The 19,714-nt window shown below is 64.4% G+C and carries 17 protein-coding genes and 1 other RNA gene; 6 read left to right on the top strand and 12 right to left on the bottom strand.

Features of this window, described 5'->3' with window-relative positions; all coding sequences use genetic code 11:
• Window positions 1-167 precede the first annotated feature (167 nt).
• From JN280_RS38710 to JN280_RS38665, 10 genes are all read right to left on the bottom strand, one after another.
• A complete protein-coding gene (locus JN280_RS38710; protein ID WP_202309432.1) occupies window positions 168-1,598 on the bottom strand; it encodes an IS1182 family transposase in 1,431 nt (476 codons plus the stop codon).
• A 386-nt stretch (window positions 1,599-1,984) separates the two neighbouring features.
• A complete protein-coding gene (locus JN280_RS38705; protein ID WP_202309431.1) occupies window positions 1,985-2,935 on the bottom strand; it encodes a 2-hydroxyacid dehydrogenase in 951 nt (316 codons plus the stop codon).
• Between the two features lie 74 nt (window positions 2,936-3,009).
• A complete protein-coding gene (locus JN280_RS38700; RefSeq protein ID WP_202309430.1) occupies window positions 3,010-4,638 on the bottom strand; it encodes an ABC transporter ATP-binding protein in 1,629 nt (542 codons plus the stop codon).
• Window positions 4,635-5,024: a type II toxin-antitoxin system VapC family toxin gene (locus JN280_RS38695; RefSeq protein ID WP_202309429.1), complete on the bottom strand. Its 390-nt coding sequence runs from the start codon at window positions 5,022-5,024 to the stop codon at window positions 4,635-4,637. The genes JN280_RS38700 and JN280_RS38695 overlap by 4 nt, the downstream gene beginning before the upstream one ends.
• Window positions 5,021-5,269: a type II toxin-antitoxin system VapB family antitoxin gene (locus JN280_RS38690; protein WP_202309428.1), complete on the bottom strand. Its 249-nt coding sequence runs from the start codon at window positions 5,267-5,269 to the stop codon at window positions 5,021-5,023. Before JN280_RS38690 ends, JN280_RS38695 begins: the two co-directional genes overlap by 4 nt.
• 49 nt (window positions 5,270-5,318) lie before the next feature.
• On the bottom strand, window positions 5,319-6,470 hold the full coding sequence (locus tag JN280_RS38685) for an ABC transporter permease (protein ID WP_202309427.1): 1,152 nt from the start codon (window positions 6,468-6,470) through the stop codon (window positions 5,319-5,321).
• A complete protein-coding gene (locus JN280_RS38680) occupies window positions 6,470-7,573 on the bottom strand; it encodes a microcin C ABC transporter permease YejB (protein WP_202309426.1) in 1,104 nt (367 codons plus the stop codon). Before JN280_RS38680 ends, JN280_RS38685 begins: the two co-directional genes overlap by 1 nt.
• 294 nt (window positions 7,574-7,867) lie before the next feature.
• Entirely contained in the window at window positions 7,868-9,766 is a 1,899-nt protein-coding gene (locus JN280_RS38675; protein ID WP_244742722.1) for an extracellular solute-binding protein, read from the bottom strand.
• Window positions 9,767-9,785: 19 nt separating this feature from the next.
• Window positions 9,786-11,666 carry an extracellular solute-binding protein gene (locus tag JN280_RS38670; protein WP_446720703.1) on the bottom strand — a complete coding sequence of 627 codons (1,881 nt, stop codon included), beginning with the start codon at window positions 11,664-11,666 and terminating at the stop codon, window positions 9,786-9,788.
• Window positions 11,667-11,816: 150 nt separating this feature from the next.
• Window positions 11,817-12,476, bottom strand: a complete 660-nt coding sequence (locus JN280_RS38665) for a c-type cytochrome (protein WP_202309425.1) — start codon at window positions 12,474-12,476, stop codon at window positions 11,817-11,819.
• A gap of 197 nt (window positions 12,477-12,673) precedes the next feature.
• Between JN280_RS38665 and JN280_RS38660 the strand changes: the two genes are divergently transcribed.
• Window positions 12,674-13,399 carry a 3-deoxy-manno-octulosonate cytidylyltransferase gene (locus JN280_RS38660; protein ID WP_202309424.1) on the top strand — a complete coding sequence of 242 codons (726 nt, stop codon included), beginning with the start codon at window positions 12,674-12,676 and terminating at the stop codon, window positions 13,397-13,399.
• A 14-nt stretch (window positions 13,400-13,413) separates the two neighbouring features.
• Complete coding sequence (locus JN280_RS38655; RefSeq protein WP_202309423.1) at window positions 13,414-14,280, top strand: prephenate dehydratase; 867 nt, start codon at window positions 13,414-13,416, stop codon at window positions 14,278-14,280.
• 290 nt (window positions 14,281-14,570) lie between these two features.
• Here the strand turns inward: JN280_RS38655 and nudC are convergent, their stop codons facing one another.
• Both nudC and JN280_RS38645 read right to left on the bottom strand, forming a co-directional pair.
• Window positions 14,571-15,512 (bottom strand): NAD(+) diphosphatase, encoded by a 942-nt coding sequence (gene nudC / locus JN280_RS38650; RefSeq protein WP_202309422.1) that lies wholly within the window; start codon window positions 15,510-15,512, stop codon window positions 14,571-14,573.
• A gap of 141 nt (window positions 15,513-15,653) precedes the next feature.
• A complete protein-coding gene (locus JN280_RS38645) occupies window positions 15,654-16,073 on the bottom strand; it encodes an HIT domain-containing protein (RefSeq protein WP_202309421.1) in 420 nt (139 codons plus the stop codon).
• A gap of 156 nt (window positions 16,074-16,229) precedes the next feature.
• On the opposite strand from JN280_RS38645, the gene ffs reads away from it, so the two are divergent.
• From ffs to JN280_RS38625, 4 genes are all read left to right on the top strand, one after another.
• Window positions 16,230-16,326: signal recognition particle sRNA small type (ffs, locus tag JN280_RS38640), an RNA gene on the top strand.
• Window positions 16,327-16,441: 115 nt separating this feature from the next.
• Window positions 16,442-18,256: a DNA polymerase III subunit gamma/tau gene (locus JN280_RS38635; protein ID WP_202309420.1), complete on the top strand. Its 1,815-nt coding sequence runs from the start codon at window positions 16,442-16,444 to the stop codon at window positions 18,254-18,256.
• A 160-nt stretch (window positions 18,257-18,416) separates the two neighbouring features.
• Window positions 18,417-18,740 carry a YbaB/EbfC family nucleoid-associated protein gene (locus tag JN280_RS38630; protein ID WP_202309419.1) on the top strand — a complete coding sequence of 108 codons (324 nt, stop codon included), beginning with the start codon at window positions 18,417-18,419 and terminating at the stop codon, window positions 18,738-18,740.
• A gap of 224 nt (window positions 18,741-18,964) precedes the next feature.
• On the top strand, window positions 18,965-19,696 hold the full coding sequence (locus JN280_RS38625) for a cell wall hydrolase (protein ID WP_202309418.1): 732 nt from the start codon (window positions 18,965-18,967) through the stop codon (window positions 19,694-19,696).
• The last annotated feature ends 18 nt before the right edge of the window (window positions 19,697-19,714 follow it).

Raw genomic sequence — 19,714 nt, 5'->3', positions numbered from 1 at the left:
TGCATCAAGGCAACCTGCTACCCGCTCGCGCGGTATGCGTCTCGCTGGATTACCCCTCATCCGACCTCGCTGCGCGAGGCCACCTTCTCCCACCAGGCCGTGTGAGAACTGGACGGAGGCATAGCTTGGTGAGTGGTTTGGAAGCTGCGGCACGAGTTCATGCCCCCCTATGCTTGCGAGGACAGCAGGGTCTGGAGCAGCGCCGGCACACCCAGAATGTTCACCACCCGCTTCAGATTGTAGCCCAGGACGCTGAGCGCCAACTCGGACCTGGCCTTTTTCAGCCCGCGGACCAGGAACCGGGGATGGCCCATCATCCATTTGATGGTGCCGTAAGGGTGTTCGACCAGCATGCGCCGCTGCGCCATCCACTCGGGGTCGCTGATGGCGCGCCGGTGCATCGCCTCGCGCGCATCTTCATGGAAGTGGCGGATGATGGTGCGCTTGGCGGCCTGCGTGCACTTCGGCTTCAAGGCACAGTCCGCACAGGCCTTGGTCCCGTACTTCTTCTTCTGTTCCGTCCACGAGGTCTCCCGGTGGGTGAGCGTTTCGCCGGCCGGGCAGCGCCAGCTGTCGCTCTCGGCGTCGTAGCTGAACTGGTCGCGGGTGAAGTACTCTTTGCCTTCCGGGTTGACGGTTTCGGCCCGCGGCACGATGGCGGTGATGCCGTCGTCCTCGCAGCGCTGGCCGTGCTCGCCGTTCGAATAGCCGGCATCGGCCACCACCGCTACCTTGTCACCGTCCACGGCTTCGCGGCCGGCCACCGCCATCGGGTGGAGCTGGCACTGGTCGTTGCCGTCATTGGTCAGGTCGAAGGCAACCACCAGCTTGTGTTTTGCGTCGACCACGGTCTGCGCGTTGTAGGCCACCTGATGGCCGTGCCGAGCCGTGCGCATCAGCTTGGCCTCGGGCTCGGTGCGAACCCACTGGCTCAACCCGCGTCCGGTCAAAGCCTCGGCCTGCTGCTGGATCTGCTCGCGGCGCGCCCGCAAGGCCGCCACCGCCGCCGCAACGTCCACGCCATCCGTCTGCGCCGCGCGCTCGTCCCGGTCGGCTTCGTCCATCTGCGCAAGATAGGCGGCAATCTTGCGGTCCACGGCCGCCGTCGCCTTCTCCAGTTCCTTGGCCGTCACCACCTGCTTGCGGCTCGCCACCGCATCGATCTTGGTCCCGTCGATCGCAAGCAACGTGCCGCCGACCAGCGCCTGCTCCCGGCAGAAGCGCACGAAGGCCCGGCACACCCCAACGATCGCTTCCGGATGATCCTTGCGGAAATCCGCAATCGTCTTGAAGGCCGGCGCCGCGCGATGGGTGAGCCACATCACTTCAATGTTGCGCCGCGCTTCCGCCGCAAGCCGGCGGCTCGACCGCACCTGGTTCTGGTAGCCGTACACATAAAGCTTCAACAAATCGCCCGGATCGTAGGGTGGCCGGCCCGTGGCCTCGGGAACAACCTTGGAGAAACCGAGCTGCGCCAGATCGAGGCTGTCGACGAAGGCATCGATGACCCGCACCGGATGATCGGCACCGACCGCCTCGTCCAAGGTTTCCGGGAACAAGCTCGTTTGCTCCCGCGACTGGCCTGTCATATGCGCCATTTCGGCCTCGTCTCAAACTGCCAAAAATCCGGCAAATCACTGCTTTGGATCAACAATTTGAATCCGATCCAGGTTGATTTGGGAAGCCCAAGATGCTCCTCGACACATCCAAAAAACCAATGCCCGAGTTTTCACACGGCCTGCCACAAGGGGAGAAGGCAACGCCTGCCGCAACGCTTCCGCCAGTCGCGAGCGTTGGTGATTTGCAGAGGCGGCAATGCCGGGCTCCGGCCTTCTCCCCTTGCGGGAGAAGGTGGCCGCGCCCACGGGTCTTGCCTCCGGCAAGCCCGAGGACAGGCTCCGCGCGGTCGGATGAGGGGTTGCTTGGCGCGACAGACAATTGGACACCGAAAGGCAGATCGGCGCCCTCGCCAGCGCCGATCCGCTCAATAACCCGCTTCCCTGTCCACCAGATCCCGCAGCGGCTCGCCGCGCTCGAATGCGTCCATCTGGTCGAGCATCGGGCCGACGAGATGATCGGGGTCGGATGTCGCCGCCGCATGCGGGGTGACGAACACCTTGGGATGCGACCAAAGCCCGCTTGTCTCCGGCAGTGGTTCGGTTTCGAACACGTCAAGGCTCGCTTCTTTCAGCGTGCCGTCGTCGAGAGCGCGCAATATGTCCGCGTCGCGCTGCAGGCGGCCGCGTCCGGCATTGATCAGCACGGCCCCGCCCAGCCCGTTGCGGCGGCGTAACTGCCCCAGGAGATCGTAGTCGATCATGCCTTCGGTCGCCGCCGTCAGCGGCAGGAGCACGACGAGGATGTCGGTCGCATTCAAGAACGGGACGAGTCCCGCCTCGCCGTGATAGGTGGACACACCGTCCATCGGGCGGTCGGTGCGGCTCCAGCCGTTGACGCGGAAGCCGAGCGACAGCAGTGCCGTGGCGGAAGCGCGCCCCAACGTGCCGAGCCCCATGATGCCGACGGAAATGTCGCCGGCCGGCCGCTGCGGCGGCTCATGCCAGACCTTGCGGGCCTGCTGGCTACGGTACAGGGCGCCCTGGCGATGGTGGTCCATCACCCTCCAGACCACATATTCGGTCATGTACTGGGTCAGATTGTCGGCGACGACCCGCACGATCGGGACATCGGGCAGGCCGGGGTCGTGGAACACGTGGTCGACACCGGCGCCGACGGAGAAGATCGCCTTGAGATTGGGCAGCTTCGACAGGACATTGGGACGCTGCTTCCAGACGACCGCATAGGTGATCGAGGGATCCGCCTCGCCGTCCGGCTCAAGCACGACCTCCCGGCGGGCCGACAGGAGTTGGTGCCAGCGGCGCGGGTTGATGCCTGTGACCGACAGCAGGACGCGGCTGGTGGGTTGGCCCGACATTTCTCTTCTCACTTGGATTTCAGCATCGGATCTGTCCCGAAACCGGTAACCACTTTCGGGTCCGATGCTTTAGTTTACTGGCTGACCGCGCCCTCGGGCGCGGTTTCGATCCGGAACGCGGCCGAGATCAGCGCACGCGTATATTCCGTCTGGGGGCGCTCGAAAATCTGCGTCGACGGCCCGTGTTCGACGATCTTGCCATTGCGCATCACGATGACATCGTTGGCGAGCGCCCGGATCACCTTCAGGTCGTGGCTGATGAACAGATAGGCGAGGTCGTGCTTGGCCTGGAGGTCGCGCAGGAGGTCGACGACCTGGGCCTGCACGCTCATGTCGAGCGCCGAGGTCGGCTCGTCGAGCATCACGAAGCGCGGCTTCAATACCATGGCGCGGGCGATCGCGATGCGCTGGCGCTGGCCGCCGGAGAATTCGTGCGGATAGCGGTGGCGGGTGTCCGGATCGAGCCCAACTTCTTCCAGAACGTCGATCACGCGTCCCTCGCGCTGGTCGACCGTGAGTTTCGGCTCGTGGATCGCCAGCCCCTCCTGGATGATCTCGCTGACCGACATGCGCGGACTGAGCGAGCCGAACGGGTCCTGGAACACGATCTGCAACTCGCGGCGCAGCGGGCGCATCGCGTTGAAGGACAAAGCGTCGATGTCGTGTCCGTTGAAGTGGATCCTGCCCTCGGACGAGATCATGCGGCAAAGCGCCAGGCCCAGCGTCGTCTTGCCGGAGCCGGACTCGCCAACCACGCCCAGCGTCTGGCCGGCCCGCACCGTCACGTCGATGCCGTCCACCGCCTTCACATGGTCGACGGTCCGGCGGAAGAAGCCCTGCTTGATCGGGAACCAGACCTTGATCTTGTCGCCCGTCATCACGGGCTCCGCCGTCGCGTCGGCGACCGGCGGCCGGCCCTTGGGCTCTGCGGCGAGCAGATGTTTGGTGTAGTCGTGCTTCGGCTCGGCAAAGATATCCCTGGTCGGCCCGCTCTCGACGATCTTGCCGCGCGTCATCACACACACGCGATCCGCGATCTTGCGCACGATGCCGAGGTCGTGGGTGATGAACAGCATCGACATGCCGTTCTTGGCTTTCAGTCTGGCGAGCAGTTCCAGGATCTGTGCCTGCACCGTCACGTCGAGCGCGGTGGTGGGCTCGTCCGCGATCAGCAATTCGGGCTCGTTGGCCAGCGCCATGGCGATCATGACGCGCTGGCGCTGGCCGCCCGAAAGCTGGTGCGGATAGGCGTCGAGGCGCTTCTGCGGGTCGCGGATGCCGACTTCCTGCAGCAGTTCGAGCGTGCGTGCACGCGCCTGCCTATCGTTCAGGCCCTGGTGGATCGACAGGATCTCGCCGATCTGTCGTTCGATCGTGTGCAGCGGGTTGAGCGACGTCATCGGCTCCTGGAAGATCATGGTGATCTTGTTGCCGCGCACGCGCCGCAGTTCCTTCTCGCCCTTTGCCAGGAGGTCCTTGCCCTGGAAGAGGATCTGTCCGGAAGGATGGCTGGCCGGCGGGTAAGGAAGCAGCTTCAGCACGGAAAGCGCGGAGACCGATTTTCCGGAACCGGATTCGCCGACGAGCGCCACAGTCTCGCCCTTGGCGATGTCGAAGGAGATATGGTCGACGGCGGTGGTCGTGTTGCCACCCTGATCGAAGGCGACCGAGAGATCTCGCACGGAAAGCAGCGGAGAGTTCAAAGGGCAGCCTCCACGTCGGTCAGGCCAAAATCATTCCCCTTGAAAAGCAACGACTCCCCACGGGCCTTGGACAGGGCATAGGCGAAGCAGTCGCCCAGATTGAGCTTGGCCGGATGATTGCCCTTGCCGAATCTCTGATAGGCCTCGCGGGCAAGATGAGCCTGCTCCGCGGTCACGGTTGCGATTCTTATGCCGAACTCTCCCATCAGATTGTCCAACTCCGCTCCCTTTGCTGGGTGCCGCTGGTCGTCTGCGCGCACGGAGGCTTCGAGATAATTGATAGGCGACATGGAGAGCGCCTCGGCCAGAAGCATGCGGTCGCGAAAGGTGTCTTTCTCTGGCTCCTCAAGAAGCACCGCCAGCAGAGCCGAAGCGTCTACGATCATTTCGGCAGGCCGAACTCATCGTAAAGGTCGGAGTGGTCGCTCGTGACGCCGGGTGCCGTCGGGCCGGATCTGCGCAGGATCTCCTCTATCCTAGCCTTTCTCAACTCGAAATCGCTGTCCTTCTTGAGGCGTGCCAGCCGTTCCTGAAGGGACGTGAGCACGGCCGAAGTGAGAGACTCGCCCGTGTGCTGCGCAACCTCCCTTGCCAGGCGGTGGACCTCGTCGTTCTTGATATTCAGGCTCATCGCAGCCTCCACGGTAGAATGCCGTTGAAATTATACCATGTCGACTCACTCATTTGAACGTTTTCCTGGGATCGAAGGCGTCTCGTGTCGCCTCGCCGACGAAGATCAACAGCGACAGCATCAGCGAGATCACGACGAAGCCCGAGAGCCCCAGCCACGGCGCGTTGAGATTGCGCTGGCCCTGCTTGAGCAGTTCGCCGAGCGAGGCCGAGCCGGGCGGCAGTCCGAAGCCGAGGAAGTCGAGCGAAGTGAGCGTCGTGATCGAACCGTTGAGGATGAAAGGCAGGAAGGTCAGGGTCGCCACCATGGCATTGGGCAGGAGGTGGCGGAACATGATGGTGCGGTTGGGCACGCCAAGCGCCCGCGCCGCGTTGACATATTCGAAGTTGCGGGCGCGCAGGAACTCGGCGCGCACCACGCCGACGAAGGCGACCCACGAGAACAGGAGCATGATGCCGAGCAGGATGAAGAAGCCCGGCGGCAGCACGGCCGAGATGATCAGCAGCAGATAGAGCACCGGGATCGACGACCAGATCTCGATGAAGCGCTGGAAGAGCAGGTCGGTCCAGCCGCCGAAATAGCCCTGCACGGCGCCTGCCGATACGCCCACGATCGCCGAAGCCAGCGTGAGCGTGAGGCCGAACAGCACCGAGATGCGGAAGCCGTAGATGACGCGCGCGAGCACGTCGCGCGCCTGATCGTCCGTACCCAGCCAGTTCCAGTTGCCGATGGTGCAATTGGGGTCGGCGACGCCTAGCGGATAGCGTTCGCAGCGCTTCTCGATCGGATAGAGCCAGGACGGTTTAGCCGGGGCCGCCTCGGGGATCTCATTGTTCACGGTGCGATAGGAGTAGCGGATCGGTGGCCAGATCAGCCAGCCATTGGCCCTGATCTCGTCCGATATCACGGGGTCGCGATAGTCGGTCACCGCATAGAAGCCGCCGAACTTCTCCTCTGGATAGTCGATGACAGTCGGGAAAAGCAGCTCGCCCTTGTAGAAGGCCAGGATCGGGCGGTCATTGGCGATGAATTCGGCGAAGAGCGAGAGCACGAACAGGACGAGGAAGATCCAGAGCGACCAGTAGCCGCGCCGGTTCGCCTTGAAGTTCTGCCAGCGGCGCTGGTTGAGCGGCGACAGCCGTGGCCGGGCCGGAACCTCCCTCACCTCTTCGACCTCCGCTTTCCTCAGGACTTCGGCCATCACACGTCCCTCCGCTCGAAGTCGATGCGCGGATCGATCCAGGTATAGGTGAGGTCGGAGATGAGGCTGACGATCAGGCCGATCAGCGCGAAGATGTAGAGATTGGCGAAGACCACGGGATAGTCGCGATCGAGCACCGAGCGGTAGCCGAGAAGGCCGAGCCCGTCGAGCGAGAAGATGTTCTCGATCAGCAGCGAGCCGGTGAAGAAGGCCGAGATGAAGGCGCCGGGGAAACCGGCGATCACGATCAGCATGGCGTTGCGGAACACATGGCCGTAAAGCACCTGGCGCTCGGTCAGCCCCTTGGAGCGCGCCGTGGTGACATATTGCTTGCGGATCTCGTCGAGGAACGAATTCTTGGTGAGCAGGGTCGTGGTGGCGAAGGCCGACAGCACCATCGCCGTCAGCGGCAGCGTGAGATGCCAGAAATAGTCGACGATCTTGCCCCAGAGAGACAACTCGCTCCAATTGTCGGAGGTGAGGCCGCGCAGCGGGAACCAGTCGTAGAAGGAGCCGCCGGCGAACAGAACCATCAGGAGGATGGCGAAGAGGAAGCCAGGGATGGCGTAGCCGACGATGACGATGCCGCTGGTCCAGACGTCGAAGGCCGAGCCGTCCTTCACCGCTTTGCGGATGCCCAGGGGAATCGAGATCAGATAGGAGAGCAGCGTGATCCACAGGCCGATGGAGATCGACACCGGCATTTTTTCGATGATCAGGTCGATGACGGAGATATCGCGGAAGAAGCTCTCGCCGAAGTCGAAACGCGCATAGTCCCACAGCATCTTGAAGAAGCGCTCGAGCGGCGGCTTGTCGAAGCCGAACTGCTTCTCCAGTTGCGCGATGAATTCCGGGTCGAGTCCCTGAGCGCCGCGATATTTGGAAGAGATCTCGCCGCCGGCGTCGAAATTGGTGTTGTTGCCGGCGTCGGCGCCGCCGCCTGAAAGCCTGTCCGCGGAGTCGCCGCCCTGGCCGGTGATCCTGGCGATGACCTGCTCCACCGGCCCGCCCGGAGCGAACTGGATCACCGCGAAGGACACGGCCATGATGCCGAACAGCGTCGGGATCATCAGCAGGATGCGCCGCAGAATATAGGCACCCATCAGGCCCAAGCTCCCTTGAAAACAAACGGACGGCGGCGCTCTACGTTGCCCCCCTCTGTCCTGCCGGACATCTCCCCCCTTAGGGGGGAGATCAGCCGGCCGCTTGGCTTTCGCCAACCGGCAATGTTTCGAATTGAGCGCCGTCGCGGATGAAGGCGCGATCTCCCCCCTTGTGGGGGAGATGTCCGGCAGGACAGAGGGGGGCAACGTAGAGCACTGACGACTACGGGCCGCGTTCCTGAGCGCGCCGAAATACGCACCCGCCCCGAGCAGGATCGTCTGGTGGAAAGAGTATCAGCCCTTGCCAATTTGCTTCGCCTTCGCCTCGTCGAACCACCAGAGCGACTCCACCGGAAAACCGAAATCGGGCTTGGGCTCCTTGAAGCCGAACATGTCCCAATAGGCGGCCCGATGATTCGGGGAATACCAACTTGGAATCCAGTCGAGCCGCGCGCGCAAGATGCGATCGAGGGCGCGCATGGCCGTCACCAGGCCCTCGCGGTCCTGCGCCCGGCCGACGGCATCGACCATGGCGTCGACTGCCGGATCGATCGTTCCAGGAAGGTTCCTCGTCCCCGGAACCGTGGCTGCGCGGGAATGGAAGAAGCGCTCGACCCCCTCGCGGGTCGGGGTCGCGCTGAAGGATGCGGCCATGGCGATGACGTCGAAATCGAAGTCATTCTGGCGCATCTGGTACTGCGCCGAGTCGACCATTCGGATCGAGGCGTCTATGCCCACCGCGCGCATGTTCTCGACCCAGGGGGTGTCGACCCTGACAAACACGTCGTCCTGCACCAGGATCTCGACACCAAGCGTTTCGCCCTTCTCATTGCGCAGCAGCTTGCCGCCGCGTTTCCAGCCGGCGTCAGCCACCAGCCGCGCGGCCGTGCCGAGCAGCTTGCGGTCGCGGCCCGATCCATCCGATTTCGGCTGCGTCACGGCTTCGCCGAAGGCGGCTTCGGGGATCTTGCCTCGGAACGGCTCCAACAGAGCGAGTTCGGCAGGCGAGGGCAGACCCTCGGCGCGATAGGCCGACCGCTCGAACAGTGTTTGCGACCGCTCATAGGCGCCATAGAACAGGTTGCGGTTCGTCCACTCGAAATCGAAGCAGAGCGCTATCGCCCGGCGGACCCTCTCGTCGCGGAAGCGCTCGCGGCGCTGGTTGATCGCATGGGCCTGCATCGACGGTCGCTTCTCGCCGGGAAACTCCCGCTTGACGACCTTGCCCTGGGCAATGGCCGGAAAATCATAGCCGGTGGCCCAGATGCGCGACGTGAATTCCTGGCGGAAGAGCACGTTGCCCTTCTTGAACGCCTCGAAGCCCGCCTGCCGCTCGCGGTAGAAATCGATGCGGACCCGGTCGAAATTGTAGAGGCCGCGATTGACCGGCAGGTCGCGCCCCCAATAGTCGGCGACCCGCTCATATTCGATCGTCTGGCCGGGCCGCACCATTCCCACCTTGTAGGGGCCGGAACCGAGTGCGGCCTTCATCTGGCTCCCGTCGAAGGGATTGGCCTCGAAAAAGGGCTTCGAGACGATCGGAAAGCCGACGAGGTCGAGGATCGTCCGTGGGGACTGGTTGCCGGAGAAGTCGAGCCGCACGGTGGTGGCATCGACCGCCACGACCTCGGTCATCTCGCGAAGCGGCAGCAAGAGGTCGGGATGGCCCTTCTGCTTGTAGATATCGAAGGAAAAGGCCACGTCCGCGGCCGTCAGCGGCGAACCGTCGTGGAACCGCGCCTCGGGGCGCAGCCGGAAGACGAAGCTGTTGCGGTCGGCGCTGATGGTGACACTTTCGGCCAGCAGGCCGTAGACCGCATCCGGCTCGTCCAGCGCCCGGGCCATCAGCGAATCGAAGCACATCTCCATGCGCGGCGGGGCATCGCCGCGCTGCACGAAGGAGTTCAGCGTGTTGAACGACAAGACGTTCTGGTTGTAGACCCAGTTGGGCGGGGCGAAGTTGAACGTGCCGCCCTTCGGGGCGCCGGGGTTGACATAGTCGAAATGGGTGAAGCCGGGCCCGTATTTGAGGTCGCCGAAGGCGGAAAGCCCATGCAGCGGCTTGTCCGTGGGGCTGGCCGCGAAGGCGCGGCCGGGCAGGAGTGCCGCAGCCGCGGCCGCTCCTCCCAGGGCCAGCACGCTGCGGCGCGAGAGGCTGCCGCCCTTCAGGGGCGCAGGGAAGCGGATCGACAAGACGTTCGATCTCCCGGCTTCAATTGGCGTTCTTGTATCTGGCAGCCAGCGCGGCCTCCTTGTCCTTGTCGATCCACCAGGAATCGACGTCGGCGCCGATGTAGCTCGGCTGCTTCTCCGGAATGCCGAACTTGTTCCAATAGGCGATCCAGGCGTCCGGATTGTGCCATTGCGGTATCACGTAGTAGTTCCACAGCAGCACCCGGTCGAGGGCATGGGTCGCCGCGATCAGTTCGGCGCGGTCCTTGGCGAAGACGACCTTGTCGACGAGCGCGTCGACGACAGGGTCCTTGATGCCCATCAGGTTGCGCGAGCCTTGAATGTCGGCGGCCGGGCTGCTCCAGAAATCGCGTTGTTCGTTGCCCGGCGACTGCGACTGCATCATCACCGTCGTCACGACGTCGAAATCGAAGGCGCGCGTGCGGTTGATATATTGGCTGGTGTCGACGATGCGCAGCGTCGCGTCGATGCCGAGCTTGCGCAGATTGTCGATGAAGGGGCTTGTGATCCGGTCGTCGTTGGGGTCGCGGCCCAGGAATTCGATCCTGAACTGCTCGCCCTTGGCGTTGACCAGCTTGCCGCCCTTGTTCGTCCAGCCCGCCTGCTTGAACAGGTCGAAGGCCTTGCGCAAATTGTCCCGGGTCGCCTTGGGACTATCGAATACCGGCAGCTTGAACGGTTGCGTGAACAGCTCGGGCGGCAGCTTGTCCTTGAATTCGTTCAGGATATCGAGCTCTACGCCTTCCGGCAATCCGCTCGACGCCAACTCGCCGCCCTGGAAGTAGCTGTCGGTCCGCTTGTAGAGGCCGTAGAAGAGGTTGCGGTTCATGCTCTCGAAATCGAAGGCATAGGTCAGCGCTTCGCGAACGAGCCGATCCTGGAACTGCGGACGTCGCTGGTTCAGCACGAACCCCTGCATAGGCTCGCCTGCGGTCTGCTGGAACGCGTGCTTCTTCACGTCGCCGTCCATGAACGCGGGGAAGTTGTATTCGGTGGCCCACCGCCTGGAGCTGTTCTCGACCCTGATGTCCTCGTAGCCGCCCTTGGTGAAGGCCTGCCATTCGGCATTGTCGTCCTGGAAATAGACGTAGCGGCGCTTGTCGAAGTTCTGACGTCCGATATTGACCGGCAGCTTCGCGCCCCAGTAGTCGGGAACGCGCGCCCAGACGATCTCCGAGCCGGGTTTGAAGCTCTCGATCCGATAGGCGCCGGAGCCCAGCGGCGGCTCCAGCGTCGGCTGGGTAATGTCGCGTTTCTTGCCGGAGGCGTCCGCGCCTTCCCACCAATGCCTGGGCAGCACGACGAGGTCGCCCATGATGTGGGGCAGTTCGCGGTTGCCCTTCTGATCGAAGGTGAAACGGACTTCGTGCTCCGACAGTGCGACGGCTTCGGTGACATTGTGGAAGTAGCGGTTGTATGCCGGACTGTTGGCCTTCAGCACGTCGAAGGACCAGACGACGTCCTTCGCGGTGATCGGCTTGCCGTCGTGCCACTTCGCATTCGGGTCGAGCCTGTAGGTCGCCGATGAGAAGTCGTCGGGATATTGGAACGCCTCGGCGATGAGCGGGTGGCTCGTTCCCGGCTCGTCCGTCGCCTGGTTCATCAGTGTCTCATAAAGCAGCCCGCCCCCGAACTCGGTGAGGCCTGCGACCGGGGTGCCGCGCGGGATGAACGGGTTGAAGCTGTCGAACGTGCCGTTGACCGTGCTGTCGAGCGTTCCGCCCTTCGGCGCGTCAGGGTTCACATAGTCGTAGCGCTCGAATCCCTTGTCATATTTTGACACGCCGATCAGCGACGACACGGTGCGCCATTCGTCCGCCAGGGATGCGCCGAGGCCGAAGCCGAACAGGATTGCCGCGAGGCCGGCGGTTTGCGCAATCCGGTTCATGCGTTCGTTCATTCGGTCCTCCGCTTCGTGGCTGTCGTCAGTCTAGTGCATCCGTCCGGCATGGAAACCTTCGCCGGGGCGGAAACCGGACCGCATTTCGAATCTCTAACAAAAAAGCCGGGCTGAACCCGGCTTTTTCATGGTCCGAAGATTACATTTTCGTCATTGTGCGGGGGCAGGCTGCGCCGGGGCCGCACCTTCGGCGGGAGTCGCGGGGGCCGCGCCTTCGGCCGGTGCCGAAGCATTCTCGGGCGCGGGCGCCGCGCCGGCTTCTGGCAGCGGCGCCGGGCTGTCGGCCGTCGTGCGCAGATAGGCGATCAGGTTCGCGCGCTCCTCGGGCTTCTTGACGCCGGCGAAGCCCATCGCGGTGCCCTTGATGTAACCCTTCGGCGACGTGAGGAAGTGGTTCAGGTGCTCGTAGTCCCAGACGACGGATCCGCCCTGGGCGAATTCCTTCATCGCAGCCGAATAGGAGAAGCCCTCATGCGAGGCGATCGGCCGGTTGACGATATTCCAGAGGTTCGGGCCGACCTTGTTGGCGCCGCCGCTGTCGTCGGTGTGGCAGGCGGCGCACTTCTTGAACACCGCCTGTCCGGCGGTTGCGTCGGCCTTGGCGAGCAACGCGGCGATCGGCTCCTCGGCGGGCTGTTCGGCGCCGGCGGCGGCGCCGCCGTGATCTTCCTCGGCGGCTTCTATGCCGAAGCCGGGCTTTTCCGGAACCGGGGCGGCGAAGATCGAATCCGAAACGATGCCGATCGAGAAGACCACGAAGAGGGTTCCGAGGAACGCCCCGATCAGCTTGTTCAATTCAAACGAGTCCATTCGCCGTGAGGCTCCCTTTCCCCCGCCGCAGGCCGCAGTCGAGCCCACGCCGTACAGATTCCATTGCCGGCCGAAGCCGCTCAAATCGCGCGGGAAACTAGGTCTTTTGCTTGCCCCTTGCAACACCTATAAGGGCGCAGCCAGTGAGACCTTTTGCCACCTTCTGACAGCCTTTTCGACCGAGACCAGCCAGCCCGATGTCCAGCCTCGTCCTGATTCCTGCCCGCATGGCTTCGACCCGGCTGCCCGGCAAGCCGCTCGCCGACATCGCCGGCAAGCCGATGATCGTGCATGTGGCCTGCCGCGCGGCCGATAGCGGCCTCGGGCGGGTCGTCGTGGCGACCGACGCCGAGGCTGTCGCGGAAGCCGTGCGCGCCCATGGCTTCGAGGCCGTGATGACCCGAGGCGACCATGAATCCGGCTCGGACCGCATCTTCGAGGCGCTGAAGCGGCTCGATCCCGAGGCAAGGGTCGAAACGGTGGTCAACCTGCAGGGGGACCTGCCGACGGTCGAGCCCGCCACGATACGCGCAGCACTCGCTCCCCTCGATGATCCCGCCGTCGACATCGCGACACTCGGTGTCGAGATCTGCCGAGAGGACGACAAGACGAACCCGAACGTGGTGAAGATCGTCGCCTCGCCGGTCTCGGAGACGAGGCTGAGGGCGCTTTATTTTACGCGGGCGACCGCGCCGTGGGGCGAGGGGCCGCTCTATCATCATGTCGGGCTCTATGCCTATCGCCGCGCCGCGCTCGAACGTTTCGTCTCCTTGGGGCCATCGCCGCTGGAGAAGCGCGAGCGGCTCGAACAATTGCGCGCGCTGGAGGCCGGCATGCGCATCGATGCCGAGATCGTGCGCTCGGTGCCGCTGGGCGTGGATACGCCCGAGGACCTCGAGCGCGCCAGACAGATGCTTTCATAACGACAAGGTCGATCATGCCGCCGAAAACCAACAGAATCTCGTTCCAGGGCGAACCGGGCGCGAATTCCGATACCGCCTGCCGCAACGTCTATCCTGATATGGAGCCGTTGCCCTGTGCGACCTTCGAGGACGCCTTCATCGCGGTCGAGACCGGCAAGGCCGACCTCGCCATGATCCCGATCGAGAACACGATCGCCGGCCGGGTCGCCGACATCCATCATCTGCTGCCGGAATCGCGGCTGCACATCGTGGGCGAATATTTCCTGCCGATCCATTTCCAGCTGATGGTGCTGCCTGGCCGCAGGATCGAGGACATCAAGGCCGTCTACAGCCACATCCACGCGCTCGGCCAATGCCGCAAGGTGATCCGCAAGCACCGCTGGAAGCCGATGGTCGCCGGCGACACCGCCGGCGCGGCGAGGCTCGTGGCCGAGGAGGGCAATCCGCACAATGCCGCCCTTGCCCCAAGGCTGGCGGCCTCGCTCTACGGGCTCGACATCGTGGCCGAGAATGTCGAGGACGCCGACAACAACGTGACACGCTTCGTCGTGCTGTCGAAGACCGAATCCTGGGCGGAGCGCGTCGATCCCGCGGCGGCGATCATGACGACCTTCGTGTTCCGCGTGCACAACATCCCGGCGGCCCTCTACAAGGCCATGGGCGGTTTCGCGACCAACGGCGTCAACATGACCAAGCTGGAGAGCTACCAGCTCGGCGGCAAGTTCTTCTCCACGCAATTCTATGCCGACATCGAGGGGCACCCCGACGACGTCAACGTGGCGCAGGCGCTGAAGGAGCTGCGCTTCTTCTCGCGCGAGGTGAGGATACTGGGCGTCTACGACGCACATCCCTTCCGCGAGACGCAGGGCGGGGACGACTGAGCCCTTCTCATGGGCCGAGGCTCCACATCCCAGCGGTCGATCTCATCGACCGCTGGGGCGCGCGACTGCGCGCCGCCCCCGTGGCGCGAAAGCTACCGCATCGGCCCGAAAATCGTACTCGATTTTCGGAAAGCACGATGCGTAGACTCGAAGTGCTAGAGCGTCCTATGCGCGTCCAAATGGACGCGCGGCGCTCTGGCGGCCCGGATGGGCCGCGCCGGCGATTGAGGTAAGGTGGATGCTGACGCATCCACCGGGTGTGGATGCGTAAGCATCCACACCCATGGATATCAGCCGCTTTCGGCCCAGGCGCGGATGAGGTGGTGGGCGATCGCCGCCTTGGGGGGTACGAAGACGCCGCCGGTCGAGGTGCCGGCGAGGATTTCGCGCACCTGCGCGCGCGTGAACCAGCGGCAGTCTTCCAACTCGCGGCCGTCATAGCGGAGGTGTTCGTCGAGGGCTTCGCCGAAACAACCGATCATCAGCGAATAGGGAAACGGCCAGGGCTGCGAGGCGTGATAGACGACGCGGCCGAGCCGGATGCCGGCTTCTTCGAAGACCTCCCGGCGCACCGCATTCTCGATCGTCTCGCCGGGCTCGATGAAGCCCGCCAGCGCCGAATACATGCCGGGCGCGAAGTGAGGGCCGCGCCCGAGCACGCAGCGATCGGCGGTGACGGCCAGCATGATCGCCACCGGATCCGTCCGCGGGAAATGTTCGGTGCCGCAGTTCGCGCAGAGGCGCTTGTATCCGCCGGCCCGTATCTCGGTCGACGCGCCGCATTTGCCGCAGAAACGATGGCTGGAATGCCAGGCGAGCAACGCGGCTCCCTGCGCGACCACGCCCAGGCCCTCCTCGTCGAGCAGGCCCTGGACGTTCACCGAACGGTAGTCGATCGCCTTGATTTCGTCGGGCAGCTCTTCAGGATCGAGCCCCGCCGGCACGGCGAGCCGCGGTCCCTCCGGCGCCCAGCCGAGCAGCACGGCGTGTTCGAGCTTCGGCCTCAGCGGGGCGCTCTCGGACAATTCGTAATAGGGATCGAAGCCGGTACCGTTGAGCTTCAGATAGACCCGGCCGCCGCGCATCAGCATCAGCCGTGCCGAGCGATCGGCGAGAGCGGCCGATGCGGAGTCGTCGGCGCGTTCCTCGGACCGGCGATCGATCCTGTTGCCGGAATAGCCGACGAAATGGCTGGGCTCGCGCAACGGCGCGTCGAAGAGGCGAAATGTCATGGGGTCCTCGCAGCAGGCGCGGTGGTTGAGAGATTCAGCCGGGGGCTCCCCGGCATTCCGACGTCAAGAGTTTCAGAGATGGGGCCTCGCCGCCTCGCCAATAGTGGATGCCGCAAGGCGTTCATCGCAGGGGCGCGTCGCTCACAGGGCGCTGCGCAGCTTTTCCGAGAAGCCGTGCAGGTCTTCGCGGCGATAGGGCTCGCGGATGCCGTGCCCCCAGACGGGCCCCGGCCAGCCGGGATCGCCCTCGGACCTGGCGACGATGTGGACATGGAGTTGCCGCACGATGTTGCCGAGCGCTCCGCTGTTGATCTTGCTGCATCCGGTGACACTTTTCAGGGCCTGGGCGACCATGTTGGTCTCGAAGGTGAGCATGGCCTGGTCGAGCGGCGTCAGATCGTGGATTTCCTCGGCGCCGGGCCTTTGCGGCACGAGCAGCACCCAGGGCCAGCGGCGGTCGTTCATCAGCCGCAACTCGCAAAGGCCGAGCCATATGACCGGCTCGCTGTCGGCCTCCAGCCGCGCATCGAGCTTGAACCCGGCCGTCTTCACGGGCATCATGGGAGTTTCCTCGTGTCGTTGGATGAAGGCTAGAGCGCCGGCTATCGGCCTGCAAGCCTTTCCTTCAGGCGCATGTCGCACGGCTGGAGGGCGACGAATCGGCGCGCGGCTCTTGCGGACTTGCAATTTGCGGCGGGATTGCCGATATGGACAGCGGGAGGTTGGTGGTGGACGATCCACTCGCCAACCGGGTCAGGTCCGGAAGGAAGCAGCCCTAACGAGCCCGGAACGGGTCATTGTTCCAGCCTCCCACCTCTTCGCCATTCGTCCCCTGCTTCGGGCTGTCCTGTTGACGGCGCATTGCGGCGCGGGCGAAAATTCTTTCGAGGAATCGGCGCCTGATCGCGCCAACGGAGCGGCACCAGGCGATGAGCGAAGCCGGAAACGACCAGAAGGGCAAGGCCGGCGCCGCCTATCGCGTGCTCGCCCGCAAATACCGTCCGGCCGATTTCACGAGCCTAATCGGCCAGGAGCCGATGGTCCGCACCCTCACCAACGCCTTTTCGACCGGCCGTATCGCGCAGGCCTGGATGTTGACAGGCGTGCGCGGCGTCGGCAAGACGACGACGGCGCGCATCCTCGCCCGGGCGCTCAACTACAGGACCGCCGAGGTTGACCAGCCATCCGTCGACCTCTCCACGCCGGGCGAGCATTGCCAGGCGATCATGGAAGGCCGTCATGTCGACGTGATCGAGATGGACGCCGCCTCGCATACCGGTATCGACGACATCCGCGAGATTATCGAGCAGGTCCGCTACGCACCGGTATCGTCGCGCTACAAGGTCTACATCATCGACGAGGTTCACATGCTCTCCACGCAGGCCTTCAACGGCCTGCTGAAGACGCTCGAAGAGCCGCCGCCGCATGTGAAGTTCATCTTTGCCACTACCGAGATCCGGAAAGTCCCGATCACCATCCTGTCGCGTTGCCAGCGCTTCGACCTGCGCCGCATCGACGCCAGCCAGCTCACCGCGCATCTCGGCCGGATCGCCGGCCTCGAAGGCGTGAGCATCGAGGACGAGGCGCTGGCCATGGTGGCGCGCGCGGCGGAAGGTTCGGCGCGCGACGCTCTTTCCATCTTCGACCAGGCCATCGCCCATGGCGGCGGCACGGTGACCGCCGAAGCGGTGCGTATGATGCTCGGCCTCGGCGATCGCGGCCGCGTGATCGACCTCTTCGAGCATCTCATGAAAGGCGACGCGGCGGCGGCACTGAACGAGTTTCGGGCCCAGTACGACACCGGCGCCGATCCGGCGACGGTGCTTACCGACCTTGCCGAGTTCAACCATCTGGTGACCCGGCTGAAATTCATCCCCTCGGCGGCGGAGGACGCCTCGCTCACCGAGACCGAGCGCCAGCGCGGCGTCGCCTTTTCGCAAACCTTGTCGGTGCGCGTGCTCTCCCGTTGCTGGCAGATGCTGCTCAAGGGCATTCCCGAAGTGCAGGGTTCGAACCGACCGGTCAGCGCCGGCGAGATGGTGCTGATCCGCATCGCGCATGCCGCGACGCTGCCGACACTCGACGAGGCGCTGCGGTCGCTGGACGGCACGGCATCGGTGCCGGCCGGTGGCGGCCCGCGTCCCGCCGGCGGGAACGGCGCATCGCAACCCGCGGACAACGGCGCGAGCGCGATCGCCCAGGCGCGCATGCCCCAGGTCGCAGGCGGCGGCCAGACCATGCGCCTGGTGGACGCGCAGCCCCGCGAGATGCGGGCCGCGCCCGAGGCTGAGCCGGAAGCGCAAGCCGTTCCGGTGAAATCGCTCGCCGACATCGCCAATCTCGCCGACCAGCATCGGGACATGGCGCTCAAGGTGCTGGTCAAGCGCTGCGTGAGGCTGGTCAGCATAGAGCCCGGCCGCCTCGACGTGACGCTGACCAGCGACGCGCCCAAGACGCTGCTCGGCGATCTCACCGTCAAATTGAAGGCCTGGACGGGACGTCCATGGCTGGTTTCGCTGTCGCGCGAGGAGGAGGGCAGCCAGACCATTGCCGAAGTCGAGACCGAGAAGCGCGAAATCGCCATACTCGACGCCAAGAGCGATCCGACGGTCGCCGCCATCCTGGCCAAGTTCCCCGGCGCCAGGATCATCGACATACGCATTCCCGACGCGCCCGGGGCCGTGGACGAGGACGCGCCGCCACCGCCCGAGCAGGACCTCGACGACGACGACGAACTGCTCTAAGCATGTCTCCCGAAAGTGTACCGCGGTTTCGGGACAAAGACATGCGCAAAATCAAGTGCCTACAGCATGTCGCGTCCTTTTCACGCGACATGCTGTAGGCCGTATAGGATGCTGCGATGCGGCGCGGCCGGCGTCGCCTGAACGCGAGATGGAGACGGACATGAAGGATCTTCTCGGCCTGATGGGCAAGGCCAAGGAAATGCAAGCCAAGTTCCAGGCCCTGCAGGAAGAGATCGCCACTATGGAGGCCACGGGCCAGTCGGGCGGTGGTCTCGTCAAGGTCACGCTTACGGGCAAGTTCGAGATGAAGAAGCTCGAAGTCGACCGCTCGCTGCTGAAGGAAGACGAGGCCGAAATCCTCGAAGACCTAATCCTCGCCGCCCACAACGATGCCAAGGTCAAGGTCGAGACGGCCATGCAGGAGAAGACCAGGGAACTGACGGCCGGACTGCCGATCCCGCCCGGCATGAAGCTGCCGTTTTAGGGGTGAATGGTAAAATGGTGAATGGTGAATGGTGAATGGTAGAACGGGTGGTTGACCGACCGAGGCACGCTGCGTCAGTTCTTCACCATTCACCATTCACCATTCACCATTCACCATTCACCATTCACCATTCACCATTCACCAATTGGTCATCATTTTGCCGGAAACAAACTCATTCTGGCCGTCATCAGGGGCGTGGCGGCGGTTAGACTGAGGGGACACAATTGTTCGCCGTCCGATGGACGACGGCTGCGATCTTCAGCGCCGTCACCGCTCCTTTCCTGCTGGCCGGTTGCAGCCAGACTTCCCAACTCGCCGAAGGCGTGAAGCCGAAGACCGCGAGCACGCGCGCCTATGGCTACACCGCCAAGGACCGCGAATGTCTCGCGCGGGCCATGTTCTTCGAGTCCAGGCGTTCCAGCCGTGAAGGCCTGGTTGCGGTTGGAAGCGTGGTCATGAACCGGCTCGATTCGGGAAAGCACGGCGACACCGTCTGCGACGTCGTCGGGGAAAAGGGGCAATTCGCCCGCGGCGTGCTGAGCCGCCCGATGAACTCGAAGGCGTTGCCCGACGTCCAGGAGGCGGCCGATGCCGTTCTGAAGGGCGAGCGCCATCCGAAGGTGAAGAACGCCATGTTCTTCCACACGGCCGGCCTGAAGTTCCCCTACAAGAACATGCACTACGTGCTGGTGGCAGGCGGCAATGCCTTCTACGAGAAGCGCAGCCGCCGGAAGGCACCCGCGCCGGCCGAGCCGGAGACGGCGATCGCTTCGGCCGCGCCTGAGGTCGAGACAATCAAGACCGCCTCGATCCCGGCCACGGACGCCCGGCCGGTGCCCGTCACGACCGTTGCCCGGGCCGAACCCGAGGCCGATCAGCCTGTCATGTCGTTCAATGTGAGCCCGTCGGAAGCCGACGCGATCGGCATGCTGATCGCAAGCCAGGACCGGCCGTAGGGCCTGCGCGCCGGCGCC

Origin of the sequence: Mesorhizobium sp. L-8-10, from assembly GCF_016756635.1 — a bacterium.
Classification (GTDB): domain Bacteria; phylum Pseudomonadota; class Alphaproteobacteria; order Rhizobiales; family Rhizobiaceae.
The sequence above is the reverse complement of the archived record's forward strand: the minus strand, read 5'-3'. Positions and strand labels throughout refer to the sequence as shown.